Origin of the sequence: Murinocardiopsis flavida, assembly GCF_003014485.1 — a bacterium.
Taxonomy (GTDB): Bacteria; Actinomycetota; Actinomycetes; order Streptosporangiales; family Streptosporangiaceae; genus Murinocardiopsis; species Murinocardiopsis flavida.
Genome location: NZ_PYGA01000020.1, coordinates 1 through 24,874, shown reverse-complemented (window position 1 = coordinate 24,874; position 24,874 = coordinate 1). Strand labels below are relative to the sequence as shown.

General features: G+C 71.1%; 20 protein-coding genes. 10 read left to right on the top strand and 10 right to left on the bottom strand.

Annotation, left to right across the window (positions count from 1 at the left end; genetic code table 11):
• Positions 1–73: 73 nt before the first annotated feature.
• Positions 74–2,119 carry a PhoX family protein gene (locus tag CLV63_RS24495; protein WP_245929029.1) on the bottom strand — a complete coding sequence of 682 codons (2,046 nt, stop codon included), beginning with the start codon at positions 2,117–2,119 and terminating at the stop codon, positions 74–76.
• 224 nt (positions 2,120–2,343) lie between these two features.
• Positions 2,344–4,401: a PhoX family protein gene (locus tag CLV63_RS24485; RefSeq protein WP_106585559.1), complete on the bottom strand. Its 2,058-nt coding sequence runs from the start codon at positions 4,399–4,401 to the stop codon at positions 2,344–2,346.
• 646 nt (positions 4,402–5,047) lie between these two features.
• On the opposite strand from CLV63_RS24485, the gene CLV63_RS24480 reads away from it, so the two are divergent.
• Positions 5,048–5,545 carry an ATP-binding protein gene (locus tag CLV63_RS24480; RefSeq protein ID WP_106585558.1) on the top strand — a complete coding sequence of 166 codons (498 nt, stop codon included), beginning with the start codon at positions 5,048–5,050 and terminating at the stop codon, positions 5,543–5,545.
• A 120-nt stretch (positions 5,546–5,665) separates the two neighbouring features.
• Here CLV63_RS24480 and CLV63_RS33740 read toward each other — a convergent pair whose 3' ends face one another.
• Both CLV63_RS33740 and CLV63_RS24475 read right to left on the bottom strand, forming a co-directional pair.
• A complete protein-coding gene (locus CLV63_RS33740) occupies positions 5,666–5,815 on the bottom strand; it encodes a hypothetical protein (protein WP_170134315.1) in 150 nt (49 codons plus the stop codon).
• Between the two features lie 165 nt (positions 5,816–5,980).
• Positions 5,981–9,289, bottom strand: a complete 3,309-nt coding sequence (locus CLV63_RS24475; RefSeq protein ID WP_106585557.1) for an efflux RND transporter permease subunit — start codon at positions 9,287–9,289, stop codon at positions 5,981–5,983.
• Between the two features lie 271 nt (positions 9,290–9,560).
• Here CLV63_RS24475 and CLV63_RS24470 point away from each other — a divergent pair, with 271 nt between their 5' ends.
• Positions 9,561–10,310 carry a (2Fe-2S)-binding protein gene (locus tag CLV63_RS24470; RefSeq protein WP_170134314.1) on the top strand — a complete coding sequence of 250 codons (750 nt, stop codon included), beginning with the start codon at positions 9,561–9,563 and terminating at the stop codon, positions 10,308–10,310.
• Between the two features lie 62 nt (positions 10,311–10,372).
• On the opposite strand, the gene cmtR is transcribed toward CLV63_RS24470, so the two are convergent.
• Positions 10,373–10,711, bottom strand: a complete 339-nt coding sequence (cmtR, locus tag CLV63_RS24465; RefSeq protein ID WP_211301451.1) for a Cd(II)/Pb(II)-sensing metalloregulatory transcriptional regulator CmtR — start codon at positions 10,709–10,711, stop codon at positions 10,373–10,375.
• Positions 10,712–10,810: 99 nt separating this feature from the next.
• Here cmtR and CLV63_RS24460 point away from each other — a divergent pair, with 99 nt between their 5' ends.
• From CLV63_RS24460 to CLV63_RS24445, 4 genes are all read left to right on the top strand, one after another.
• On the top strand, positions 10,811–11,728 hold the full coding sequence (locus CLV63_RS24460) for a cation diffusion facilitator family transporter (RefSeq protein ID WP_170134313.1): 918 nt from the start codon (positions 10,811–10,813) through the stop codon (positions 11,726–11,728).
• A 144-nt stretch (positions 11,729–11,872) separates the two neighbouring features.
• Positions 11,873–13,129, top strand: coding sequence for a Na+/H+ antiporter NhaA (nhaA, locus tag CLV63_RS24455; RefSeq protein ID WP_106585555.1), 1,257 nt, complete (start codon positions 11,873–11,875; stop codon positions 13,127–13,129).
• 220 nt (positions 13,130–13,349) lie between these two features.
• Positions 13,350–14,711 carry a TrkH family potassium uptake protein gene (locus CLV63_RS24450; RefSeq protein ID WP_211301455.1) on the top strand — a complete coding sequence of 454 codons (1,362 nt, stop codon included), beginning with the start codon at positions 13,350–13,352 and terminating at the stop codon, positions 14,709–14,711.
• Between the two features lie 335 nt (positions 14,712–15,046).
• Positions 15,047–15,715, top strand: coding sequence for a potassium channel family protein (locus tag CLV63_RS24445; RefSeq protein ID WP_106585553.1), 669 nt, complete (start codon positions 15,047–15,049; stop codon positions 15,713–15,715).
• A 7-nt stretch (positions 15,716–15,722) separates the two neighbouring features.
• Here CLV63_RS24445 and CLV63_RS24440 read toward each other — a convergent pair whose 3' ends face one another.
• Positions 15,723–16,508: a hypothetical protein gene (locus CLV63_RS24440; RefSeq protein WP_170134312.1), complete on the bottom strand. Its 786-nt coding sequence runs from the start codon at positions 16,506–16,508 to the stop codon at positions 15,723–15,725.
• Positions 16,509–16,658: 150 nt separating this feature from the next.
• Here CLV63_RS24440 and CLV63_RS24435 point away from each other — a divergent pair, with 150 nt between their 5' ends.
• Both CLV63_RS24435 and CLV63_RS24430 read left to right on the top strand, forming a co-directional pair.
• Positions 16,659–17,555, top strand: coding sequence for a metal ABC transporter substrate-binding protein (locus tag CLV63_RS24435; RefSeq protein ID WP_245929028.1), 897 nt, complete (start codon positions 16,659–16,661; stop codon positions 17,553–17,555).
• Positions 17,556–17,837: 282 nt separating this feature from the next.
• A complete protein-coding gene (locus CLV63_RS24430) occupies positions 17,838–18,071 on the top strand; it encodes a DUF397 domain-containing protein (protein WP_106585550.1) in 234 nt (77 codons plus the stop codon).
• Between the two features lie 221 nt (positions 18,072–18,292).
• On the opposite strand, the gene CLV63_RS24425 is transcribed toward CLV63_RS24430, so the two are convergent.
• The 3 genes from CLV63_RS24425 to CLV63_RS24415 all read right to left on the bottom strand — a co-directional run bounded on the left by CLV63_RS24425 (position 18,293) and on the right by CLV63_RS24415 (position 20,957).
• On the bottom strand, positions 18,293–19,168 hold the full coding sequence (locus CLV63_RS24425; RefSeq protein ID WP_245929027.1) for a helix-turn-helix domain-containing protein: 876 nt from the start codon (positions 19,166–19,168) through the stop codon (positions 18,293–18,295).
• Between the two features lie 164 nt (positions 19,169–19,332).
• A complete protein-coding gene (locus CLV63_RS24420) occupies positions 19,333–19,830 on the bottom strand; it encodes an ATP-binding protein (RefSeq protein ID WP_245929026.1) in 498 nt (165 codons plus the stop codon).
• A gap of 299 nt (positions 19,831–20,129) precedes the next feature.
• Positions 20,130–20,957, bottom strand: coding sequence for a glycerophosphodiester phosphodiesterase (locus CLV63_RS24415; RefSeq protein WP_245929025.1), 828 nt, complete (start codon positions 20,955–20,957; stop codon positions 20,130–20,132).
• 529 nt (positions 20,958–21,486) lie between these two features.
• Between CLV63_RS24415 and CLV63_RS24410 the strand changes: the two genes are divergently transcribed.
• Together CLV63_RS24410 and fabG are read left to right on the top strand one after the other, a co-directional pair.
• Complete coding sequence (locus tag CLV63_RS24410; RefSeq protein WP_394339806.1) at positions 21,487–22,386, top strand: amidohydrolase family protein; 900 nt, start codon at positions 21,487–21,489, stop codon at positions 22,384–22,386.
• A gap of 195 nt (positions 22,387–22,581) precedes the next feature.
• Positions 22,582–23,340, top strand: coding sequence for a 3-oxoacyl-ACP reductase FabG (gene fabG, locus CLV63_RS24405; RefSeq protein ID WP_106585546.1), 759 nt, complete (start codon positions 22,582–22,584; stop codon positions 23,338–23,340).
• 78 nt (positions 23,341–23,418) lie between these two features.
• On the opposite strand, the gene CLV63_RS24400 is transcribed toward fabG, so the two are convergent.
• Positions 23,419–24,423 carry a threonine aldolase family protein gene (locus tag CLV63_RS24400; RefSeq protein ID WP_106585545.1) on the bottom strand — a complete coding sequence of 335 codons (1,005 nt, stop codon included), beginning with the start codon at positions 24,421–24,423 and terminating at the stop codon, positions 23,419–23,421.
• Between the last annotated feature and the right edge of the window lie 451 nt (positions 24,424–24,874).

Sequence of the window (24,874 nt, the reverse complement as noted above, 5' to 3'; positions counted from 1 at the left end):
CCTTCCACGCCGCCACTCCCCCGCCCGGACGCCGGGCCCCGGTTCCCCGCCGCGGGGAACCGGGAGCCACCGGTCAGGTGCCGACGGGCCGGCCCTGGGCGTGGTAGATGGCGACGACGGAGGGGCGCGGGATCGAGCCCTCGCCGTCGGGCCAGGAGCTGGTGGGCTCCTCGTAGGTGCCGTTCTCGCCCGGGTGCTGCGGGGCGATGAACACGGTGAGCTGGTCCTCGGTGATGAACGGGCCGCAGCACTCCGCGTCGACCGGCACCGTGGCGAAGGTCTTCAGCTCACCCTTGTACTTGCCCTCGACGGGGACGACGTGCAGGGCGTCGTTGCCGCCGATTGTGCCGGGCTGGCCGTCGGTGGAGATCCACAGGTTGCCGCGGATGTCGAAGGCGAGGTTGTCGGGCGAGGAGATCGCGGCGACCTTCGACTTGTCGTAGCCGGCGAAGTAGGTGCCGGGGTCCTCGGGGTCGCCGCAGACGATCGGCACCAGCCAGCCGAACGACTCGGCCGCGGCGTCGTCGCGCTTCTCGGTGATCTCCAGGATATGGCCGTACTTGTTGTTCGCCCGCGGGTTGGCCTCGTCGGCCTGCTCGGGCGTGCGCGCGGTGTTGTTGGTCAGCGCGCAGTACACCTTGCCGGTGACCGGGCTGGCCTCGAAGTCCTCGGGGCGGTCCATCTTGGTCGCCCCGGCGGTGTCGGCGGCCAGGCGGGTGTGCACCAGCACCTCGGCGACGGTGAACCCCTCGACGAAGCTCTCCTTGTCGGTGCAGAGCGGGATCCAGGTGCCGGACCCGTCGAACGCGCCGTCCTCGGGGAGCGCCCCGCTGCCGTCGATCTCCTCGGCCGGGCTGTCGCCGGTCAGCTTCGCGGTGTAGAGCGTGCCGCTGGAGAGGAGGTCGTCGTTGCGGCGGCGGGAGCCCTTCGTGTACTTCTTGGCGCTGACGAACTTGTAGATGTAGTCGAAGCGCTCGTCGTCGCCCATGTACACGACCACGCGGCCGTCCTTCGCGAGGCGGGTGTTGGCGCCCTCGTGCTTGAACCGGCCGAGCATGGTGTGCTTGCGGGGCGTCGCCTCGGGGTCGAGGGGGTCGATCTCCACGACGTAGCCGAACCGGTTCGCCTCGTTGGGGTTCTTCGCCAGGTCGAAGCGCGGGTCGACCCGGTCGAAGCGGCGGTTCTCGGCGGTGGTGTCGCCCTCGATCGCGAAGCCGTAGCGCTTCAGCGCGGGCTTCGCTCCGGCCGGCGCCCTGTCGCCGTTGACGAAGTACTGGTTGATGTTCTCCTCGCAGGTCAGCACCGTCCCCCAGGGGGTCGTGCCGCCCGCGCAGTTGTTCAGCATGCCCAGGACCTTGGTCCCCGCGGGGTCGGCGGCCGTGCGCAGCAGCGCGTCGCCCGCTGCGGGGCCGGTGAACTCCATGGGGGTGGACGCGGTGATGCGCCGGTTGAAGTGGCGCTCGCCGGTGGTGACGAGCTTCCACGCCCCGGTCGACTTGACCCGCTCGACCTCGACGAGGGACCCGCCGTGCGCCGCCATGCCGATCCGGATCTGCTCCTCGGTGGCGCCGTTGCCGTCGGTGTAGCCGGGGAACATGATGGCCTCGTTGGTGTACTCGTGGTTCACCCACAGCAGGCCGCGGCTCCGGTCGACGGGGATGAACGCCACATAGTCGCAGTTGTAGCCGAACTGCCGCTCCTGGGCGTCAGCGCGCTGCTCCTCGGGGTCGAACTCCGGCGCGCCCGGCAGCACCGGGTCGCCCCACCGCACCACGACCCGCTGACGGTACCCCTTGGGGACGGTCACCACGTCGTCGTTGTTCGGCGGCACCGAGGCGAACCCGGGCCGGGGGCGGCCGGGGGCGGCTAGCGCGGGCGCGGCGGGGGCCGCGATGCCGAGCGCGGCCGCGCCGGATCCCGCGGCACCGGCCTGGAGCATCCTCCTGCGCGAGAGCACGTCCGAGTAGATGCTGCCGAAATAGGTGTTGCCGCTGGTGTTGGGGGCCTCGTGGAAGCACGCGTCACCGCAGCGGAACCGGCACGTCGCACGGGAGCGCCCGCCATGGCCGCCGAACAGCGGTAGCAGGCTGCGGCGCTGCGCGGATGCTGGCTCTGTCACTGGTCCTCCTCGGAAGCGCTGGCGAAGGTCGGCCGGGGCGCGGGGAGCCGCCGACCAGCCACGACACTGGCGGAAGGGGAGTTCGAGAGGGTGAATCCGCAGTGAATGCGCCGCCAACTCCGGCACACGCCTTCGCTTTTCCGGCATTCCGGGACGGCCGGCAGCGGGTGGCCGGCCCGTCCGGCGCCGCCCGCGGGGCCGGACGGGCCGGCGCCGGACGCCGGTCAGGACCCGATGCGCCTGCCCTGCTTGTGCCACACCGACACGACCGAGGGCCGGGCCACGCCGCCGTCGGGCCAGGTGCTGATCGGCTCCTCGTAGGTGCCGCCCTCGCCCGGGTGCTGCGGGGCGATGAACACGGTGCGCTGGTCCTCGGTGATGAACGGGCCGCAGCACTCCGCGCCGATGGGGACGGTGGCGAACATCTTCAGTTCGCCCCGGTAGCGCCCGCTCATCGGCACGGCGTGCAGGGCGTCGTTGCAGTCGATGGTCTTGCCCTGGCCGTCGGTGGAGATCCACAGGTTGCCGCGGGCGTCGAAGGCGAGGTTGTCGGGCGAGGAGATCGCGGACACCTTGGACTTGTCGTAGCCGGCGAAGTAGCTGCTGGGGTCGCCGGGGTCGCCGCAGACGATGGGGAGCACCCAGCCGAACGACTCGGCCGCGGCGTCGTCGCGCTTCTCGGTGATCTCCAGGATGTGGCCGTACTTGTTGTTCGCCCGGGGGTTGGCCTCGTCGGCCTGCTCGGGCGTGCGGGCGTCGTTGTTGGTCAGCGCGCAGTACACCTTGCCGGTGACGGGGTTCGGTTCGACGTCCTCGGGGCGGTCCATCTTGGTGGCCCCGGCGGCGTCGGCCGCGAGGCGGGTGTGCACCAGCACCTCGGCGACCGAGAAGCCGTCGACGAAGCTCTCCTCGTCGGTGCAGAGCGGGATCCAGGTGCCCGCGCCGTCGAACGCGCCGTCTTCGGGGAGCGCGCCGCCGCCGTCGATCTCCTCGGCGGGGCTGTCGCCGGTCAGCTTCGCGGCGTACAGGGTACCGGACTCCAGCAGTTCGCTGTTGCGGCGGCGGGAGCCCTTGCGGTACCGCTTCGCGCTGACGAACTTGTACAGGTACTCGAAGCGCTCGTCGTCGCCCATGTACACGGCGACGCGGCCGTCCTCGGTGAGGCGGGTGTTGGCGCCCTCGTGCTTGACCCGGCCGAGCATGGTGTGCTTGCGGGGTTTCGCGCCGGGGTCGAAGGGGTCGATCTCGACGACGTAGCCGAACCGGTTCGCCTCGTTGGGCTGGCGCTCAAGGTCGAAGCGCGGGTCGACCCGGTCGAAGCGGCGGTTGTCGGCGGTGGTGTCGCCCTCGATCGCGAAGCCGTAGCGCTTCAGCGCGGGCTTTGCCGCCTCCGGCGCCCTGTCGCCGTTGACGAAGTACTGGTTGATGTTCTCCTCGCAGGTCAGCACCGTCCCCCAGGGGGTCGTGCCGCCCGCGCAGTTGTTCAGCATGCCCAGGACCTTGGTCCCCGCGGGGTCGTCGGGGGTGCGCAGCAGGGCGTCGCCCGCTGCGGGGCCGGTGAACTCCATGGGGGTGGACGCGGTGATGCGCTGGTTGAACCGGCGCGCGCCCTTGCCCGCCAGCCGCCATCCGCCGCTGCGTCCGACGCGTTCGATCTCGACGACCGACCCGCCGTGCGCCGCCATGCCGATCCGGATCTGCTCCTCGGTGGCGCCATTGCCGTCGGTGTAGCCGGGGAACATCAGGATCTCGTTGGTGTACTCGTGGTTCACCCACAGCAGGCCGCGGCGCTCCCCCATCGGGAAGAAGGCGGTGTAATCGCAGTTGTAGCCGAACTGCCGCTCCTGGGCGTCGGCGCGCTGCTCCTCGGGGTCGAACTCCGGCGCGCCCGGCAGCACCGGGTCGCCCCACCGCACCACGACCCGGTGGTCGTAGCCCTTGGGCACGACGACGGCGTCCTTGGTGTTGGGCTCCACCGGGGTGAACCCCGGGCGCGGGTGAGCCGGGCGGCCCGGGGTGTCGGCGCACGCCGCGGAGGCGCTGAGCGGGACCGCGGCGGCGCCCGCGGCGAGGGCGCCGGCGCGCAGCGCCCCGCGGCGCGACAGCACCGCGGCGTAGACATCGCCGAAGTAGGTGTTGCCGCTGGTGTTGGGGGCCTCGTGGAAGCACGCGTCGCCGCAGCGGAACCGGCAGGTGTCGCGGGACCTGCCGGCGATGCCGCCGAGGAGGGGGAGCAGGCGGCGGCGCCGCGCGGATGGGGGTACGGCCTCGGACTCTGTCACGGTTCTCCTTCACCTTCGAGCGGGATGCCGCCCGGCGCCACTACCGGGCAATTCCGACGGAAGGGTGAACGAGTTCCCAATGGCGGGTGAACACGGGAAGAAGTCGCGGTCGCCCTTCCGCGCGGCCAGTAACTCACGATTCGCCCCCGGAGACCAGACGTGACGCGCCGCGGATCCGGCACCCGGATGCTCACGCGGGATCCCGCAAATGCAATCACCGCAGCCAGAAGGGGTCGCGACCAGAAATCCGGCGTTAATTCCCGTGGACACACCTTTCGTCCACAGTTGCAAAACCCCGCCTGGGTGACCCCTGGCACGCACGCGTATTCTGACCGAGCAGAAAACTCCATAGCCGCGAAACAGCCGACCTCCACCCCGCCGCTCCCAGAGCGCGGTCCTCCCCGTCCCCGCACACTGCCGTGACCTTCACGTGCGAAGGCATCGGACTGCAACGCCGGAGGATCCCCGCACGCCCGTCACCGCGGCAGCCAGCGCGCGATGCCGCGATGACGTACGTCTTCCCCCGGGGAGTGATCACATGCCCGAGATCCCACTGACCGCACCGCCCACACGACCCCGTGCACCGGTTCCGGGTCCACGCGCCGGTTCGACGACCCCACCGCCCTCCCGACTCCCGGCGAATTCCATGGCTGAGCGCTCCCCAGACCCGGATCCCGCATCCGGGCCACACCCGTCGCCCGAGGAACCGCACGACACCACCGCCGACCCCGTTGCCGTACGCCGGCGGTTCCCCGGCCTCGCCAACCAGATCCGGCACGCCCGCCGCTTCGTCGCCCGGCAGCTCGGCGACACCCCGACCGCCGCAACGGCGACCCTGCTCACCAGCGAACTCGCCACCAACGCCGTCACGCACAGCGCGTCGGGCAGCTTCGGCGGGAAGTTCGAGGTGGCCGTGTACCGCGCCGACACCTGGGTGCGCGTCGAGGTCCGCGACCTCGGCAGCTCCGAGCAGCCGCGCGCCCAGCACCGCGACCCCTACGACGCCAGCGAGAACGGCCGCGGCCTCGACCTCGTCGAGGCCCTCGCCGAGAAGTGGGGCACCGACCCCCGCCCCGACGGCATGGGCCGGCTGGTCTGGTTCGAGCTCACCTGGGAGGACCACCCGGCCCCCGAGGAGCCGTGAGCCCCGGGGTGCCGGCCGGCACCCCGGCATGACGAAGGGTCCCCCCTGCGGGGAGACCCCGGTCGTCATCGTGCTGGTCGGCTACTGAGTGGTCGGCAAAGCTGGGCTGGAGCCCATGCACTACGTATCCTCCCGGGGGGCAGGGGTCTGGGGGTCGGGCAGCCGGTACTTCTCGTACAGTTCGCGCGCGTAGTCCTTGGCTTCCTGCGACGGCTCGTCGCCGAGCTCTTCGCGCACCAGCTCGTCGAGGTCCGGTTTCTTGGGATCCATAAAGTGCAGCTTGCCTTCCACAGGGGCGTATAACAAATCGGAGCCGCGGCGTTGCGCGGAGTTCGCGGTTCCGGACTCCCCGTGCACGTCCCGCAACGCGCGCCGCCGCGCTCCCCCGGAGGGAGGCGCGGCGGCGCGGCGGAGCCGGGTGCGGTGCTCAGAGGGTCAGGAGTCCTGACCCCCCGTGCCCGCTGCGGCCCGCTCGGCGTCCTGCTCCTGACGCTCGGCGCGCGCCGCCTCGATCTTCGCTTCGCGCTTGGCGGCGCGCTTGGCCGCGCGGCGCTCCTTGCGCCCTTCGGACATGGTGTACAGCACCGGCACCAGCACCAGGGTGAGCAGTGTCGAGGTCACCAGGCCGCCGATCACCACGACCGCCAGCGGCTGCGAGATGAACGCCCCGCCGCCGGTGATGCCGAGCGCCATGGGTGTCAGCGCGCCCATGGTCGCCAGGGACGTCATCAGGATCGGCCGGAGCCGGTGCCGCGACCCTTCGACGACCGCCTCGCGCAGCTCCATCCCGTCCTCGCGGTACTGGTTGATCAGGTCGATCAGCACGATGGCGTTGGTGACCACCACACCGATCAGCATCAGCAGCCCGATCATCGAGGGCAGGCCGAGCGGCACCCCGGTGAGCCACAGCAGCCCCAGCGCGCCGGTCGCCGCGAACGGGATCGACACCAGCAGGATGAGCGGCTGCATGAGGCTCTTGAAGGTCGCGACCATGATGAGGTAGACGATCGCGATCGCCGCCAGCATGGCGATCCCCAGCTGGGTGAACGCCTCGTTCTGGTCGGAGCTCACCCCGCCGAGTGAGGCGGTCGCGCCGTCGGGCAGGTCGACGGTGTCGAGCTTCTGCGTGAGCTCGGCCGTGACCGACCCGAGGTCGTCGGCCGTCGGCGTGGCCTCGATGGTCGCCGTGCTCACGCCCCCGCTGCGGGAGAGTTCCGGCGCCTGCTTGACCTCGTCGACGACCGCGACGTCGGAGAGGTCGACGGTCTCGTTGTCGCCGGCCGGCGTGGCGATCTCCAGGTTGCGCAACTCCTTGGCGCTGCCCGGCTTGTCCTCCAGGCGGACGACCATGTCGCGCTGGACGTCGTCGACCGTCGCCTTGCCGACGTCGGCGCCGCTGAACGCGTCGCTGACCGCCTGCGCGACCTGCCCTTCGCTGAGGCCCTCGTCGGCGGCCTTCTCGCCCTTGACCCGCACTTCCAGCGCGGGCTGCGCCGCCGCGATGCTGTTCTGCACATCGGCGGCGCCGGGGATGTCGCGGACGACGTCCTCGACGTCGTTGGCGGCCTTCTCCAGGTCCTCGTTGTTCTCGGCCTTGACCTCGACCTGGAGGTTGGAGGTACCGGTGCCGCCCGCGGCGGCGACCTGCGGCTCGGCCTCGGTGTCGACGGACTCCAGCGCCTCGCGCAGCCGCTCGGCGTAGACGGCCTGGTCGCCGTCGGGGTCGGTGGTGACCGTGTAGGTGTTGGTGGTCGCCGCACCGCCGCCGCCCATGGGCCCCATGGCGGCGGCCTCCCCGCCGGCTCCGCCGCCCAGGGACGCCTGGTAGGACTCCACCCAGGACAGCCCGCTGAGCGCGTCCTCGATCTTCTCGGCCTCCTTGTCGGCTTCGGCGAGCGAGGTGCTGATCGGCAGTTCCTGGGTGATCTGGTGGGTGTTCTGGCCCTGGTCGCCGAGGAAGTTGGTCTTCAGGAAGCCGCCGACCGCGAGGTAGACGGTCCCGGCGAAGATGAGCACCGCCACCGCGATGGTGGTCAGGCGGAACCGGGTGGCCCAGCGGATCACCGGCAGGTAGATGCGCTGGAGCGGCGTGCGCAGCTCGCGCTGGTACTCCTCGGCCTTGACCCGCTCCAGCTCCTCCGGCGGCACGATCCGGGGGCGCATGAACCAGTAGCACAGCACCGGGATGATGGTCAGCGAGACCAGCAGGGACGCGCCGAGCGCGATGCTGACGGTCACGGCGAACGGCCGGAACAGCTCGCCGACCTCGCCGCCGACGAAGCCCATGGGCAGGAACACGGCCACGGTCGTGAGCGTGGCCGAGGTGATGGCCGCCGCGACCTCGCGCACCCCGGTGTAGACAGAGGCGTAGCGTTCCTCCCCGTAGCTCATATGCCGCTTGATGTTCTCCAGCACCACGATCGAGTCGTCGACGACCCGGCCGATGGCGATGGTGAGCGCGCCCAGCGTGAGGATGTTCAGCGAGTACTCGAACGCCTGCATGCCGATCATCGCGACCAGCAGCGACACCGGGATCGAGATGGCGGTCACGATGGTCGATCGGATCGACAGCAGGAACACCAGGATGATGATGATCGCGAAGCCGAGGCCGAGCAGGCCCTCCTCGCCCATGGCGACGATGGACTCGTTGATGAACGGCGCCTGATCGAACACCACCGTGACCTCGGCGCCGGCGGGCAGCAGGGGCTTGAGGTCGTCGAGCTTCTGCTGGACGGCCTCGGAGATCTCGACCGTGTTGCCCTCGGGAGTCTTGGTCACCATGATGCCGAGGCTGGGCTTGCCGTCGGTGCGCGTGATGCTGCTGGCCTCGTCGGGCTGCAACTTGACCTTCGCGACGTCCTTGAGCTGGACGGGGTCGGAGGGCGCTGCGGGCGCCATGGCGCCGGCGCCGCCCGCGGCGCCCCCTGCCGCCGCGCCGCCCGCCGCACCGCCGGCCGCGCCGCCTCCTTGCGCCTCGCCGCCGCCGGCACCGGCGCCACCGCCGCCCGGCATCAGCCAGATGTTCTTGACGTCGTCGAGGGACTCCAGCTTGCCGCCGGTGGTGACCGTCAGCGTCCGGCCGTCCTCGGTGATGTCGCCGCCGGGCACCATGGCGCCGCTCGCCTGGAGCGCGCCGGTGAGGTCGGCGGAGGTGAGTCCCTCGTCCTCCAGCTCGTCCTCATCGGGCGTGATGGCCACCGTGGACTCGCGCACACCCGTGACCTGGGCGGCGCGGACGCCGTCGATCGACTCCAGCTCCGGGACGACCTGCTCCTGGAGCGGCTCGGCGAGCTTCTGCTCGTCGTCCTCCGCGCCGGCGGCCAGCATGACCACCGGGATGTCGTCGAAGCTGAACGCCTGGACGTTGGGCTCGACGTCATCGGGCAGCGTCGCCTTCGACTGGTCGACCGCCTGGGTGATGGACCGGACGACGTCCTCGGTCTCGTCGCCGTAGTCGAACTCGGCGGTGATCGAGGTCGAGCCGTTGCTGGAGGTCGACGTGTAGCTGGTGATGCCGGGGACGCCCTTGACCGCCTGTTCCAGCGGCTCGGTGACCTCGTTCTCGACGACCTCGGGCGAGGCGCCCTGGTACTGGGCGCTCACCATGACCATGGGGAGTTCCAGCGAGGGCATCAGCTCGCGCTTGGCAGAGGTGGTGGCGATCAGCCCGAACACGATCGCAGCGAGTGTGATCAGCAGGATGAGTGCCCGGTTGCCAAGGCTCAGCTTGGCCAATCTGGACATGGAAAGGGTGCTCCTCGGAGGCGTTGTAGCGCGGCAGACGGCACCGCTGCGACGAGCGGTCGGGACTGAGTGCGGCGCGGAACTTTACGGGGATCCGCGCTGATTTGCCGGGCACGCACCAGTAAGAATACTGCGCCGTGCGGAGCACGGCGCAGCACCTCCCCGGAACACCAGGGGAATGTCAGGGTGTGCTCAGCGAAAGTTCAGGGTCGCCCTCCACCCGGTGGATGAGACCGGAGCGGGCGCCGTCGGCACCAGGCAGGATGGGGCCATGGACCGCCCCGCCGACGACGCCCGGATCACCACCGTTCTGGGCGAACTGCGGCGCGCCGGGGGCTTCAACGCGCTCGACGCCGCCGCCGCGGCGCCGGCCGGCGCCGGATGGACGTCGTTCGCGGCGTTCTACGGCTCCCCCGCGCTCGTCGACGGGCGCATGGACCTGGTCGACGCCGCGCACCGGCCGGCGGAGCGGCGGGTGTCGGCGTCGGTCCTGCACCTGGGGGTCGCGTCGCGCGTCGTCTCGCCCGTACTCGCCGCAGCGTGCCTCGGCGTGCTGCTGGAACTGCCGGCCGACCGGCTGTTCTGGGACCTCGCGCCCGGCTCGATGCTGCCGTTGCGCGCCGTCGCGCCGCGCGGCCGCTGCGTCGACGGCGCCGCTGCGGCCGATGTGGCGGCCGCGCTGCGCCCCGCCCTGGTCGAGGAGCACCTGCGCCCGCTCGGCGCCGCGGTGCGCGGCCGGGTGCGGGTCGCGGAGCGGCTGCTGTGGGGCAACGCCGCCGCGGCGGTCGGGGGCGCCGTGCTGATGCTGTCGCGGCTGCGACCGGACCTCGCCGACCGCGCCGCCGCGATCGGGGCGGCGCTCATCGCGGAGGGCCCGATGCGGGGCCTGGGCGAGGTGCTGCGCCCGGACCCGCGGAGCCCCGAGCGGCGGTTCGCCCGCCGCACCTGCTGCCTGCTGTACCGGGCGCCGCGGGGGGACGTGTGCGGGGACTGCTCGCTGCGCGGGGGCGCGGGGGACTGATCCCCCCGCCTGTCGCCCCGCTGCGCCGCCGCGCGACACGGGAGGGGTCCGCTGAGCGCGGTTCAGGAGGGGGCGACCGGCACGGTCTCGCCCGGGGGGACGTGCTCGGCGGCGGTGCCCCACACCACGCGCAGCAGGTCGTTGAGGGCGTGCGCAAGGGAGTCGTCGACCAGGGCGTAGCTGACCTGGCGGCCGCGCGCCGAGGTGCCGACGAGTCCGCATTCGCGCAGGCACGCGAGGTGGTTGGAGACGTTCTGGCGGGTAAGGCCCAGGTCATCGGCCAGTTGTGCGGGGTAGCCGGGGCCGTCCAGCAGTGCCAGCAGCAGCCGGCACCGGGTCGGATCGGCGAGGGCCCGGCCGAGCCGGTGGATGGCGGACAGTCGCTGCTCGGAGGTCAACATGAAAATCATTGTACATTATTTGCTGTATTGACAGTGCGGGCTGTATAAACAGTGGAGACTGAACCAACAGGGGCGACGACGCCGAGGAGGCACCGGGCCATGGGCATCGGTCATGACCACGACCACGCCGACCGCACCGCAGCGGCCGCGCACCGCGGCCGCCTCGCGCTCGTCTGCGCGATGACCCTCGGGGTGATGGTCGTCCAGATCATCGGCGGCCTCTCCGCCGGAAGCCTGGCGCTGCTCGCCGACGCAGGGCACATGGCGGCCGACGCCCTCGGCATCATGCTCGCCCTGTTCGCCGTCTGGATCGCCGGGCGCCCGTTCTGCGACCGGCGCACCTTCGGCTACCAGCGCGCCGAGATCCTCGCCGCCGCGGCCAACGCCCTGCTGCTGTTCGCCCTGAGCGGCTACATCCTCTACGAGGGCGTCAGCCGGCTGTTCTCCCCCGCCGAGGTCACCGGCCCGACCATGCTGGCGGTGGCGGTCGTCGGCCTGGTCGCCAACCTCATCGGCCTCGTCCTGCTGCGCCGCGGCCAGCAGGAGAGCCTGAACATGCGCGGCGCCTACCTGGAGGTATTCAGCGACCTGCTGTCCTCGGTGGGCGTCATCATCGCCGGCCTCGTCATCTGGCTCACCGGGTGGGGCTACGCCGACTCCCTCGTCTCGCTCGCCATCGCGGTGTTCATCGTCCCGCGCGCCTGGAACCTGCTGCGCGAAGCGGTCCACGTGCTGCTCGAAGCGGTCCCCAAGGGCATGGACCTCGACGAGGTGCGCAGCCACCTGCGCGCCCAGTCCGGCGTCCTCGACGTCCACGACCTGCACGCCTGGACCATCACCTCCGGCGTCCCGGTCATGTCGGCGCACGTCGTGGTCGACGAGGACCGCCTCGGCGACTCCGGCCGCATGCTCGACGAACTGCGCGACTGCCTGACCGGGCACTTCGACGTCGAACACTCCACACTGCAACTGGAACCGCCGAGCCACGCGGCCCACGAGGGCGCCCGCCACCGGTGACCGCCCTCGGGCCCGCGGCACCCCCGGCACGGCCCCTCGAAGGAATGAGACCACGTCACACGGGGGGTCACGCGTTTTCCCGCGACCGCGGTCAGTAGGGTCGGCCTCTGCGGTCCGCGTAGCGCACACCCCGGGGGGACGACCATGAGCACGACCAGAGGATCCGGCCTGCGCCGGGTGCCCGACCTGCTGCGCGAGGACGTGATCGGCGGCTTCCTGCTCATCGGCGGCGCCATCATCGCTCTGGTCTGGGCGAACTCGCCGCTCGGCGGCTCCTACGAGGAGCTGCGCACCTTCCCCCTCGGCCCCGAGTCCCTGCACCTGCGCCTGTCCGTGCAGGACTGGGCCGCCGACGGCCTGCTCGCCGTGTTCTTCTTCATCGTCGGCAACGAGCTCAAGCAGGAGTTCGTCCACGGCGACCTGCGCAACCCGCGCAGGGCCGTCCTGCCCATCATCGCCGCGCTGTGCGGAATGGTGGTCCCCGCGCTGATCTACGTCGCCTTCAACGCCACCCGGCCCGAGACGCTGCACGGCTGGGGCATCCCCATGGCGACCGACATCGCGTTCGCCGTGGCGATCCTCGCCGTCGTCGGCCGCTACCTGCCGCCCGCGCTGCGCACCTTCCTGCTGACCCTCGCCATCGTCGACGACCTCGGCGCGATCATCGTCATCGCGGTCTTCTACACCGACCACCTGTCCATGGCTGCGCTGGCAGGCGCGATCGCCCTGCTGGCCGTCTTCGGGTACCTGCAACGCGGCCGCGGCGCCGCCGCTGTACTGGACCGCTCCCCTGTGCCCAACTGGGTCGTCTACGTGCCCCTCGCCGTACTGATCTGGGTACTCATGCACGCCAGCGGGGTGCACGCCACCATCGCCGGCGTCGCCATGGGCATGCTGATGCGCACCACCCCGATCGGCCGCGAGGCGAAGTCGCCCAGCCACCGGGTCGAGCACCTCCTCCGCCCCTGGTCGGCCGGCGTGGTCCTGCCGATCTTCGCGCTGATGTCGGCCGGGGTCGTGTTCGCCGGAGTCGGCTCGGTGTTCACCGACTCCGCGGGCCTGGGCGTGATCGTGGGCCTGCTCGCGGGCAAGCTCGTCGGCATCCTCGGCGGCTCGTGGGTCACCACCCGGCTGACCTCCGCCGAGCTCAACCCCTCGCTGAGCTGGATCGACGTCGCAGGGATGTCGATCCTCGCCGGGATCGGGTTCACGGTGTCGCTGCTCATCGCCGAGCTCTCCTTCGACGACCCGGGGACGCTCGCGCACGCCAAGGCCGGTGTCCTCATCGCCTCCCTGATCGCCACCGTGCTGGCGGCGTGCATCCTGACCGTGCGCAGCGCGCACTACCGGCGGCACGGCTACAGCGAACTGCCCACGAGCTCAGGCGGCGACCTGGGCTGAAACGGGGCGGGCGCGCCGCGACACGCCGCCCCCGCCCCCCTCTCGCCGCAGGCCGGGACCTGCTGATCGGGGCGCCGGGCCCGCGACCCGGTTCAGGTCCGGCACCTGACGGCGCTAGGTTCGGACTCTGCGGGCACCCGCCCGCGCAACGACCCCGGCGGACAGGACGACGACCATGCTGGCTATGCTGCGCGCGCTGCGCAGCCGGATCACGTCGACCATGCGCGCGCCGCGCGGCGCCCCCATGGCGCACCGGTTCGCCTGGGGACGCCCGGCTCGGCTGTTCGTGCTGGCCTTCGCGGTCGCCGATGCCATCGGCACGGCGCTGCTGATGCTGCCGATCGCACGCGCCGAGGGCAATCACAACACCTTCGTCGAGGCGCTGTTCACCTCCACGTCCGCGCTCTGCGTCGCCGGGCTCGCCGTGCTCGACATCGGCGCGCACTGGTCGGTGTTCGGCGAGCTCGTCATCCTCGGACTGATCCAGATCGGCGGTCTGGGGATCATGACCCTCGCCTCGGTGCTGGGCATGGTCGTCATCCGGCGGTTCGGCCTGAAGATGCAGCTCAGTGTGCAGACGGAGCTGCGCAGCCCCAATGTCGGCGACGCGCGCGGGGTCGTCGCCCGCATCGTCAAGACCAGCCTCGCGGTCGAGGGGACCCTCGCGGTGATCCTCACCGCGCGGCTGTGGGCCTCGTACGACATGCCCCTGCGCGAGGCCGCCTACGTCGGGGGGTTCCACGCCGTCTCGGCGTTCAACAACGCGGGACTCTCGCTGTTCCACGACAGCCTCACGCGCTTCGCCGCCGACCCGGTGATCCTGCTGCCCATCGCCTTGGCGACCATCCTCGGCGGACTCGGCTTCCCCGTGCTCCTCGAACTCCGCCGGCACCTCGGCGACCGCAAGCGCTGGACGCTGCACGCCCAGCTCACGCTCGCCGCCACCTCGCTGCTGTTCGTGGCGGGAGCGGCCGTGGTCACCTTCCTGGAGTGGTCGAACCCCGCGACCCTCGGCCCCATGGGCTGGGCGCAGCGGATCCTGGTCGGCGCCTTCCACGGCATCATGCCGCGCAGTGGTGGCTTCAACGTGGTCGACGTGGGGGCGATGGACACGTCGACCCTGTTCGTCACCGTGATGCTGATGTTCGTCGGCGGCGGCAGCGCCGGGACCGCCGGCGGCATCAAGGCCGCGACGTTCGCCGTGCTCTTCCTGGTGGTGTGGAGCGAGATCCGCGGCCACCCGCACGTCCACGCCTTCGGCCGGCGGATCTCGCCCGGCGCGATCCGGCAGGCGCTGAGCCTCACCTTCCTGTCCATGACCGTTGTGGCGCTGGCGACCGTGTACCTCCTGGTCCGCACCCCGTTCGAGACCTCGACCGTGCTGTTCGAGGTGGTGTCGGCCTCCGCGGTGGTCGGCCTGTCCACCGGTATCACCCCGGATCTGCCCCCCGACGGGCACGTGCTGCTCGCGGCGCTGATGTTCGCCGGCCGGATCGGTCCCATCACCTTCGCGTCGGCGCTCGCACTGCGCGACCGCACCCGCCGGTACGATCTGGCCGAGGCCCGGCCCATCATCGGCTGACCCGGCCCAGGATCCGGAGAGCACCCAAGGGGGTCGTGAACCCTAGCCGAAGGGGGTGTCTCCGGGAGTCGCGGTGGAGGGGCGCGCCGGTGTCTGGACTGAGGAGCGGGGTGCGACCGAGGAACGAGGGAGCGCCACGCGACGAGGGAAGACACCGGCCTGAGGCGCCCCGCAACCGCGACGACCCAGAAAACAAGAGTCGCGGTGGAGGGGCGCGCCGGTGTCTGGACTGACGAGCGAGGAGCGCCCGAGGAACGAGGGCGTGACGAGCGAGGAGGGAAGACATCGGCCTAAAGCGCCCCGCAACCGCGACGACCAAGCAAACAGGAGTCACTGTGCAGCGCAGTAAGACCACTGACAAGCGTGTCCTGGTCGTCGGGCTGGGCCGGTTCGGCAGCTCGCTCGCCACGGAGCTCGTCGACCACGGCTGGGAGGTCCTCGGTGTCGACAGCAACCCGCGGTTGGTCCAGGCGTACGCCGACGCGCTCACCCACACGGTCGTCGCCGATTCCACCGATGACGAGGCGCTGCGCCAGATCGGCGCGCACGAGTTCTCGCGCGCCGTGGTCGCCATCGGCACCCACCTGGAGGAGAGCATCCTCACCACGTCGCTGCTCGTCGACATGGGGGTGCCGCACATCTGGGCGAAGGCGATCAGCAGGCGGCACGGCCGCATCCTGCAACAGATCGGGGCGCACAACGTGGTCCTCCCCGAGCACGACATGGGCGAGCGGGTCGCGCACCTGGTGTCCGGGCGCATGCTCGACTATGTGGAGATCGAGGAGGACTTCGCCCTCGGCAAGACCCGCGCCCCGCGCGAGATCATCGGCCGCAAGCTCGGCGAGACCGGCATCCGCGCGAACCACGGCATCACCGTGGTGTGCATCAAGCGGCACGGGGCGCAGTTCACCTACGCCACGGCCGATACCGTCCCGCAGAAGGGCGACATCATCATCGTCGCGGGCAAGACGGAGCGCGTGGAGAAGTTCGCCGAGTTGAACTGAGCCGTGCTCAGGCCGGGCGCCCCTCGAGCTGCTGGAGCGCCGACTCGCTGACGTCCTCGACGATGGGCCGCAGGTCCGACTCGTCGGCGGCCTCCATCGAGTCGTAGCCGCCGCTGCCCGCGGACATCTCGACGGTGATCAGCACGTTCGCGCGCCGGACCTGCATGGTGCTGGCACCGCTCTCGTAGCCTTCGGTGGAGTAGACGGTGTAGAGGTGGTGGGCTTCGTCGCCGAGGTCGGCGACGTCCTCCTCGTCCTCGATCGTGACGTAGTCGGTGTCCATCCGCTCGCGGTTGTGCTTCAGCAGGAAGCCGGCGATCTCGTCGGGGGACGCGCCGCCGACCGGCTCGGAGATGACCTCGTAGCCGACGGTCAGGTGCATTTGGTCGGTGTCGCCGGTACCGCTGGCGCCGGAGGCGTCCGGGTCGGTCAGTGTCCACGCGCAGGTGGCGTAGCCGAGCTTGTCGTTCTCCTCGGCCGAGTAGGAGGCGTCGATGTCGTCCTCGATCGCCGGGCAGGGGTCGGCGGGTTCGGTCAGTACCGCCGGTTCGGCGAGCAGGACGACGGCCGCGGTGGCGCCGCCGCCCAGCACTACGACCACCGCGATCACGGCGATGACGATTCCGGCGGTGCGGCTCCGGTTCGGCGGGGGCGGCGGGGGCTGCTGCCACTGGGGCCCTGGTGGCTGCGGGCCGGCGGGCGGACCCGGCGGTCCGGGCGGCGGGTAGGGGCCGGAGGGCGGCCCGGCGGACCACGGGTGCGGGCCGGGATCGGGCGGATTCGTGTGTGCCATCGGCCCTGGATCTCCTCCGCTGTCGGCACCGGGTCGGTCCACGAGCATCGTAGCCCGCGCGAACCGGCACGACTCGGTGGTTTTCTCCCTGAAAACCGCCAAATTGACAATCATTTTCATTGTCGCCATCATTGGCGTATGAGAACGGGGATGTCGAGGACACTGCGGGGCGCAGCGGCGGGGGCGGCTGCGCTGGTACTGGCCGGTTGCGGCACCGGCGGACCGGTCGGATTCACCGATGACGGGCGGCTCACCGTGGTCGCCGGGGTCTACCCGCTGGAGTGGCTGGCCACGCAGGTCGGCGGCGACGACGTCGCGGTCGAGGCCCTGACCGAACCCGGCGCCGAACCGCACGACCTCGAACTCACCCCGCGCCAGGTCGGGCAGGTCAGCGAGGCGGGGATCGCCCTCTACATCCAGGGCATGCAGCCCGCCGTCGACGAAGCCGTCGAGCAGCAGGCCGCCGACCACGGTCTCGACGCGGCCGAAGTCGTCGAACTGCGCAAGGCGGGCGGCGAGGACGGCGGCACCGATCCGCACATGTGGCTCGACCCCGAGCGGATGGCGGTCCTGGCCGAGGCGCTGGGCGACCGGCTCGCGGAGGCCGACCCCGACAATGCCGACTCCTACCGCGCCAACGCCAAGACCGTCGCGGGCGAACTGGCCGACATCCGCGCGGAGTACGAGGACGGCCTCGGCGATTGCAGCCAGCGGGACTTCGTGGTCAGCCACGAGGCGTTCGGCTACCTGGCCGACGCCTACGACCTGAACCAGATCGGCGTCGCAGGGGTCGAGCCCGACAACGAGCCCTCCCCCGCCCGGATCGGCGAGGTGGCGAAGGTGGTGGACGAGAAGGGGGTCGACACGATCTTCACCGAGACCCTTGCGAGCCCCGCCGTCGCCAACACCATCGCGGAGGAGACCGGGGCCACGACGGCGGTCCTCGACCCGCTCGAAGGGATCACCGACCGCTCGCCCGGCGACGACTACCCGTCGATCATGCACGCCAACCTCGGCGCCCTCAGCAAGGCGCTCCACTGCTCCTGACGCACCGCCCGGTCCGCCCCCGCCGCCGCGCGGCCGCATGACCCAGCGGTAGGGCGCCCCACCACCCGTGCCCCGTCGGCATCCGCCGGCGGGGCACCGTCGTGTGCGGCGCCGGTGCGGACCGCGACGGCATCGCCACCGAAAGCATTTGCCGATACTTCCCGTGGAGTCGGTCACACTGCGCTAGGCTGACCGAAGTACAGTGCGAATGCACGTGCAGACGGGAATGCAAATGCGCGTGCTTGGCACTGTGGTCTCTACAACCGAGCAAGGAGCTTTCCCATGAGCGCCTACAACGGCATTTCGGCGACCGAACTGAAGAACGTCACCTGGCAGAAGAGCCGGCGCAGCAACTCGCAGGGCACCTGTGTCGAGCTGGCCAAGCTCGCCAACGGCTCGATCGCCATGCGCAACTCGAACTTCCCCGATGGGCCGGCCCTCGTCTACACACAGGCCGAGATCGACGCGTTCGTCGGCGGCGCCAAGGACGGCGACTTCGACAACCTCATCGGCTAAGAGCAGGACCGACGACGACAGCGGCGCGTCGTGACACAGATCAGGGGCCCTGCCGCGACACGGGGGCGGGGCCCCGCTCGCCCGAGTGCGTCACGGTGGCACGCGCTCGGCGGCAGGACACCCGCCCAAGGGGTGCCCTGCACAGCGGTGCGCCCGTCGGACATCGCTCCGGCGGGCGCACCGTCGTCTCCGGCCTCGGCCGTCCCCTGCCCGGGTCCCGGTCAGGCCTCGTCGAGGTCCTTGATCATCGAGCGGAGCCGCTCCTTGGTGGCTTCGGGGGAGTCGGCGGCCACGCTGAGGTTGGTGATCGCCTTCGCGTACACCTCGGTGTGGTCTGAGGTCTCCAACAGCACCTTGCCGGTCAAGTGCTCCAGGTACACGACATCGTGCAGGTGCTCGTACGGGTAGCGCAGAATCGTGAAGGAGGTTGCCTCGGCAGCGTGCGCGCCGGCGGCGAACGGGATGATCTGCAAAATGATGTTGGACGATTCAACCAGGTCGAGCAGGCGCTGCCACTGCTTGCGCATCACCTCGGGTTTGCCCACGGGGCGCCGGGCCGCGGCCTCGTCGACGACGGCCCACAGCTTGGCCTTCTCCTCCTGCCGGGCGAACCGCTGCTGGCGCTGCATGCGCAGTTCGACGCGCTCCTCGACCTTGCCGTCCTGCCGGCCCGCGGCGATGACCGTCCGGGCGTACTCCTCGGTCTGCAACAGACCGGGAACGAACTGGGACTCATAGGTGCGGATGAGGCTCGCCGCCTCTTCGAGGCCGACATAGCTCTGGAACCAGTCGGGCAGCGCCTCGTGGAACTTCTTCCACCAGCCGGGCTTGGTGGTGCCCGAGGCCATCTCGATGAACAGTTTGCGCTGCTGCGGCTCTGTGAAGTTGTAGAGGTCGAGAAGGTCGACCACGTCGCGCTGCTTGACACCCACCTGGCCGCGCTCGACCCTGCTCATCTTCGATTCGGAGCCCTGGACCCGGTCAGCGGCATCAGCGCGGGACAGGCCGGCATCCATGCGGAGCCTCCGCATGTGATAGCCGAGCAGCAGACGTCGGACGGTGGGTCCGGCCTCTGGATCCGGAAGCGTGATGCTCACGGCTCGTTCCCTCCCATCGACCGATCCATGGTCATTCGAGCGCGCACTCGGCGCGTCGTACACACGATATCGCCCGAGGCGCCCCGCCTTCGGGAGGATGGGCCCGCGAAACCACAGGGGATCCCGCTGCCGCGGCGCTCATCACACGGCGGGGGCTGCCGGCGCTATTCGAACAGCGCCCACACGAACTTGCCGTGCGGCGGCACCGCCAGGGCACCCCACCTGCGACTGAACGACCTGACAAGGTTCAGGCCGCGACCGGTCTCCATGAGGAAATCGGGTTCGCGCTCGGTCGGGAACTCGTCGCTGCCGTCGCGCACGGCGCAGACGAGTTGACCGCCGCGCCGCATGATACTCAACTGGGTCACGTTGTGGGCGTCACCGCGCGCGAGGCCGTGCCGCAGCGCGTTGGTGATGAGTTCGGAGACCACGAGTTCGACATCGCCGGCGAACCGGACCATGTTCCATTCGCGCAGGACCGCCATTGAGAGCTCGCGCCCGATCTTCACCGCGACGAGTTCGGGTTCGAGCGTCCAGGTGGCGGTGTCGTGGCTCGCTCCGCCGTGCGCCTGCCAGCCCCGGGGGCCGTTGTGCAGGGCAGGGATCCACCAGCAGCGCTGGGCCTCGGCCGAGAACACGGTCTCCGACGCCCACTCCCGCACGGACGGTCTCCGAATCGACCCATGGGCGAAATGTCCGGTCACCGGGAACCCCTTGCCGTCGTGTCGGTCGCCTGTCGGCCGATCCGGTGCCCACCGGCGCCGGAACACGGGGAGAGTGTGCAGATGCAAGGCACGAATGCACGTGCATTCTCTCCGTCCACCCATACTAGAACACGATCCCACCAACGACAGGGGAAGTACGCAGATCCTTCGCTGCAATTCCGTGTCGGCCGGTCACGGACAGCGGTGGACCGCCCCCCGGGCGGCCCTCGGCGCCCGGGGACGTGCGGAATCGCGGATCACGCCGCGATCGCCAGGTGGGCGGCGACCCGGTCGGGGTAGTCGGTGATGATCCCGTCGACACCGTCGCGGATCAGCCTGCGGATCGCCTGGTCGGTGTTGACGGTCCAACCGAACATCGCCAGCCCGTGCTCGTGGACATGGCGGACATAGGACGCGGTGACCCGGAGATGGTGCGGATTGATCTGCGCCGCGTAGCGGGCCACCCGGCGCAGCGCGTACCGGGTGTGGGTCTTGCCCAGCACGGCGGTGCGCACCCCCGGCAGCAGCCTGCCGATGGCGCGCAGGGTCACCCAGTCGAAGCTCTGCACGATGAGCCGGCCCTCGGCGCCGGCCGCGCGCCAATGGGCGTCGGCGCAGACCTGGTCGACGATCCGCTGCGCCAGCTCGGGGTCGCGGCGGCGCACCTTGAGCTCGATGAGCGCGCCGAGCCCGCAGGACTTCATGGTGGTCATGGCCTCGCCGAGCGTCGGGATCGGCTCGCCCTCGAACGCCGGGCCGAACCAGGACCCGGCGTCGAGCCGGCGCAGCTCCGCCAGCGTGAAGTCCTCGACCCGGCGGGAGCGGCGCGCGGGGTACACGGCGTCGACGTTGGTCGTGCGGCGCAGGGTGGGATCGTGCAGCACCACGAGTTCGCCGTCGGCGGTGCGCCGGACGTCGAGCTCGGCCATGTGGGCGCCCAGCCGGGCGGCGGTGCGCAACGCGGCGAGGGTGTTCTCCGGCGCGCTCGCCGACGCCCCGCGATGCGCGACGACGATGACGGACGGCCGTCGCACCGCGGGCACGGCCGCCTGCCGCACCGGTGTCGCGGATTCGGTGACCAGCACGGCCGCACCCCTTTCTGCGCTCCTGTTCGACGGTTGCCGCGCACAGAGCGGTCCGCGCCCGTGCGGCGGCTCCCGCCGTCCGGATCGCCTCCGGTGCGGCACCGGCAGGCGTGTCTCCACCCCCGGGAGCGGGGAACGACCGACCGAATCCGACGTTTCGTAGAGTTACGATACCGCGCAAAACGGCGAATTTTCGTGACTCTGTGTATTGTCGGGTGGTCCCCACGCGGCTCGTGGTGCCAGCACCACCGCCGGAGTCCGCACGGCCCGCCGGCACCCGGCCGACCGACGGCGAACCCCCGCGATCGACACGCAACGCACACCTGAGAACGCGTTGGGTGACATAAGGATACGGGTGCGGGCCGCCCGCCACGACCTTTCCCGGCCGGTCGCACCCGCCGCCGTCACGGTCCGCTACCCCCGCCGCGCCCGCAGGCGGCGCCTCCTTTCGGCGCGCCGCACAGGAGGGGCGCGGACACCGGCCCCGGACGGCCCGCGGGACACGCCTTAGGGTGGCCGGATGGACAGCATGGACAGCACCGACGGCGGTTCCGAATCCGAGCTGATCCGCGCGCTGTGGACCGGGCTCGGCCTCCCCGGCCTGGTCGACGTGCACACGCACTTCATGCCGGCCAACGTCCTGCGCAAGGTCCAGGCGTTCTTCGACGGCCTGGGCGACGGGGTCTGGCCCATCCGCTACCGCGAGACCGAGGACGAGCGGGTGGCGATGCTGCGGGCCTTCGGCGTGCGGCGGTTCACCTCCCTGCTGTACCCGCACAAGCCCGCCATGGCCGAATGGCTGAACGGCTGGGCCGCGGACTTCGCCGCGCGGACCCCCGACTGCCTGCACAGCGCGACCTTCTACCCGGAGCCGGACGCGGCCCGCTATGTGACGGACGCCCTGGATTCCGGCGCCCGCGTGTTCAAGGCGCACCTCCAGGTCGGCGGGTACGACCCCGCCGACCCACTGCTGGCGCCGGTCTGGGGGGCGCTGGAGGACTCCGCCACCCCCGTTGTGGTGCACTGCGGGTCGGGGCCGCGGCCGGGCGCGTTCACCGGGCCGGAGCCGTTCACGAAGGTCCTCTCCGCGCACCCCCGCCTGTACGCCGTCATCGCCCACGCCGGGCTGCCCGAGTACGGCCCGTTCCTCGACCTGGCCGAGCGCTTCGCGAACGTCCACCTAGACACCACCATGGTGTTCACCCCGTTCACCGAGCGCATGGCACCATTCCCCGCCGCCGAACTCCCCCGGCTGGGCGGGCTCGGCGACCGCGTCCTGCTCGGCACCGACTTCCCCAACATCCCCCACCGGTACTACGACCAGCTCACCGCGCTCACCGCACTCGGACTCGGCGACGACTGGCTGCGCGCCGTCCTGTACGACAACGGCGCCCGGCTCTTCGGCGCGGACCTGGAACGGACGGGATAGCCCCAAAGCCGTTGAGCCGAAGGGGGGCGAAGGGGGTTTTGGCGGCCCTGGCGACCTCGCTCGAACCGCACTCCCCTACGACGCCCGCGACGGCAGTCTCCGTCTCCGTCTCCACGCGGCCGGACATTCCCCCTGCCCCCTACTCGTGGGTAGGATCGCGGCACTCGCCCGCCGCCCGAACACTGGAGGCCGTCCATGCCTGAGACTCCGCGCGTTGCCATCGTCACCGGTGCCGCCCGTGGGATCGGCGCAGCCACCGCACGCCGCCTTGCCGCCGAGGGGCACTCGGTCGCCGTCCTCGACCTCGCCGAGGCCGACGCGAACGCCACAGCGGAGCAGATCACCGCCGACGGCGGCACCGCCATCGCGGTCGGCGCCGACGTCAGCGACGCCGGGCAGGTGCGGACGGCCGTCGACCAGGTCGCCGACCGGCTCGGCCGACCCGCGATCCTGGTCAACAACGCCGGCGTCATCCGCGACAACATGCTGTTCAAGATGAGCGACGACGACTGGGACACCGTCCTCGGCGTGCACCTGCGCGGCGCGTTCCTCATGAGCCGCGCGGCGCAGGAGTACATGACCTCCGACGGGTGGGGGCGCATCGTCAACCTGTCGAGCAGTTCGGCGCTCGGCAACAGGGGGCAGGCCAACTACTCCGCGGCGAAGGCCGGAATGCAAGGGTTCACCAAGACCCTCGCCGTGGAGCTGGGCAAGTTCGGGGTGACCGCCAACGCGGTCGCGCCCGGGTTCATCGCCACCGACATGACCCGGGCGACCGCCGAGCGCGTGGGCATGGAGTTCGAGGACTTCAAGAACGCCGCGGCGGCGAGCATCCCGGTGCGCCGGGTGGGCCGACCGGAGGACATCGCCAACACCATCGCGTTCCTCACCGGCGAAGCGGCCGGGTTCGTCTCCGGCCAGGTCATCTACGTCGCCGGCGGCCCATTGGACTGACCCGGCCCGCCCCCGGCCCGCCGCACCCGCCCGGGCGAGTGGCCCGGCGGGCCGATGCGGTCGGCGGGCCGGGGGCGGCTACCGGGTCGCAGCGGCGATGGCGTCGACAGCGGCGCCGACAGCGGAGTCGTCGACCTCCAGGTGGAGGACGAGCCGGATCCGGTCGGCGTCGAGTGCCAGGCAGCGCACACCGTGCGCGGCGAACGCCGCGACGTGGCGCTCCGCCTCCCCCGGCGGGGTCGTGAGCACGACCATGTTGGTGTGCGCCTCGGCGTGGAATCCGCAGCGCTCGCGGAGGCCCAGGGCGAGCCGCGACGCGCGCGCGTGGTCCTCAGCGAGCCGGTCGACGTGGTTGCGCAGCGCGTACAGCGCGCCCGCCGCGATGATCCCGGCCTGGCGCATGCCGGCCCCCAGCAGCTTGCGGCCCCGCCGCGCGCGGTCGATGGCGTCGGCGTCGCCGGCGAGCGCCGATCCGACCGGCGCTCCGAGGCTCTTGGAGAAGCACACGGACACCGTGTCGAACGGTTCGGCGACCTGCTCCGGGCGCGCGTCGAGCGCGACCGCCGCGTTCCACAGCCGGGCGCCGTCCAGGTGCGCGCGCATGCTGTGCCTCCGGGCGAACGCACCGACCCGGCGCTGCTCGCGGAGCGCGACCGGCCTGCCCGTCATGGTGTTCTCCAGGCAGATCAGGCGGGGCCGCGCGCGGTGGATGTCGCCGGTCTCGAAGGTCCACGCCGCGAGCACCTCGTCGGAGGGCGCGCCGCCGGGGTCGTCGAAGGTGCGCGGCAGCGCCCGCGCGATGAGTGAGGTCCCGCCCTGCTCGTCGGTGATGAGGTGGCTGCCCGAGTGCGCCCAGAACTCCTCGCCGCTGTTCAGCGACGCGAGGACGGCGAGCTGGTTGGACATCGTCCCCGACGGGACGTAGAGGGCCGCCTCCTTGCCGAGCCGCGCGGCGGTCTCCTCCTCCAGTTCCCTGATCGTGGGGTCCTCGCCGAACACGTCGTCGCCCACCTCGGCCTGCGCCATGGCCTGGCGCATCGCCGGTCCCGGCCGGGTGACGGTGTCGGAGCGCAGGTCGATCATCGGCGGTGTCCCCCTGTGTCATGGCCGCCGGGCCGGTCCCGGCCGCCCGGCTCAGCCTAGATCGTGCTTGGTGAGCGGTATGGACACGGGTACACCTGCGTGGGCACGGCTGCGAGAAGGCAGGGAGCCCCAGCCCAACGGCAATACGCCTGACCGCTCTGTGCCCTTCGGGAACGGAGCGACACCGCTGGGCCGCACACACCGGGATGCGGCACGGATGTCGCCCACCGCTACCTCCGCACCACGATCAGGCGCCTGAACTGCAATGTTGTTGATTCGTCGGAGACATTGCCTAAAGACTTCCGTTCCGATTGCCGAATGCCATGGCCGAACCACCACGGAAACACACGCGAATTAGCCGAACCAAACATTGTCATCGCAGGTCAGACACAATAAAATGAAGATATGAACGACAAACCAGCGGCATCCCACCCCACCCCGGGACCCCTGC

What these genes read in the sequence shown, in the direction of transcription:
- cmtR (WP_211301451.1), bottom strand. Translation starts at nt 10,711, where the DNA reads ATGTTGACCTCCGAGCAGCGACTGTCCGCCATCCACCGGCTCGGCCGG.
- CLV63_RS24410 (WP_394339806.1), top strand. Translation starts at nt 21,487, where the DNA reads ATGGACAGCACCGACGGCGGTTCCGAATCCGAGCTGATCCGCGCGCTG.
- CLV63_RS24460 (WP_170134313.1), top strand. Translation starts at nt 10,811, where the DNA reads ATGGGCATCGGTCATGACCACGACCACGCCGACCGCACCGCAGCGGCC.
- CLV63_RS24475 (WP_106585557.1), bottom strand. Translation starts at nt 9,289, where the DNA reads ATGTCCAGATTGGCCAAGCTGAGCCTTGGCAACCGGGCACTCATCCTG.
- CLV63_RS24430 (WP_106585550.1), top strand. Translation starts at nt 17,838, where the DNA reads ATGAGCGCCTACAACGGCATTTCGGCGACCGAACTGAAGAACGTCACC.
- fabG (WP_106585546.1), top strand. Translation starts at nt 22,582, where the DNA reads ATGCCTGAGACTCCGCGCGTTGCCATCGTCACCGGTGCCGCCCGTGGG.
- nhaA (WP_106585555.1), top strand. Translation starts at nt 11,873, where the DNA reads ATGAGCACGACCAGAGGATCCGGCCTGCGCCGGGTGCCCGACCTGCTG.
- CLV63_RS33740 (WP_170134315.1), bottom strand. Translation starts at nt 5,815, where the DNA reads ATGGATCCCAAGAAACCGGACCTCGACGAGCTGGTGCGCGAAGAGCTC.
- CLV63_RS24440 (WP_170134312.1), bottom strand. Translation starts at nt 16,508, where the DNA reads ATGGCACACACGAATCCGCCCGATCCCGGCCCGCACCCGTGGTCCGCC.
- CLV63_RS24470 (WP_170134314.1), top strand. Translation starts at nt 9,561, where the DNA reads ATGGACCGCCCCGCCGACGACGCCCGGATCACCACCGTTCTGGGCGAA.
- CLV63_RS24450 (WP_211301455.1), top strand. Translation starts at nt 13,350, where the DNA reads ATGCGCGCGCCGCGCGGCGCCCCCATGGCGCACCGGTTCGCCTGGGGA.
- CLV63_RS24435 (WP_245929028.1), top strand. Translation starts at nt 16,659, where the DNA reads ATGTCGAGGACACTGCGGGGCGCAGCGGCGGGGGCGGCTGCGCTGGTA.
- CLV63_RS24400 (WP_106585545.1), bottom strand. Translation starts at nt 24,423, where the DNA reads ATGATCGACCTGCGCTCCGACACCGTCACCCGGCCGGGACCGGCGATG.
- CLV63_RS24480 (WP_106585558.1), top strand. Translation starts at nt 5,048, where the DNA reads ATGGCTGAGCGCTCCCCAGACCCGGATCCCGCATCCGGGCCACACCCG.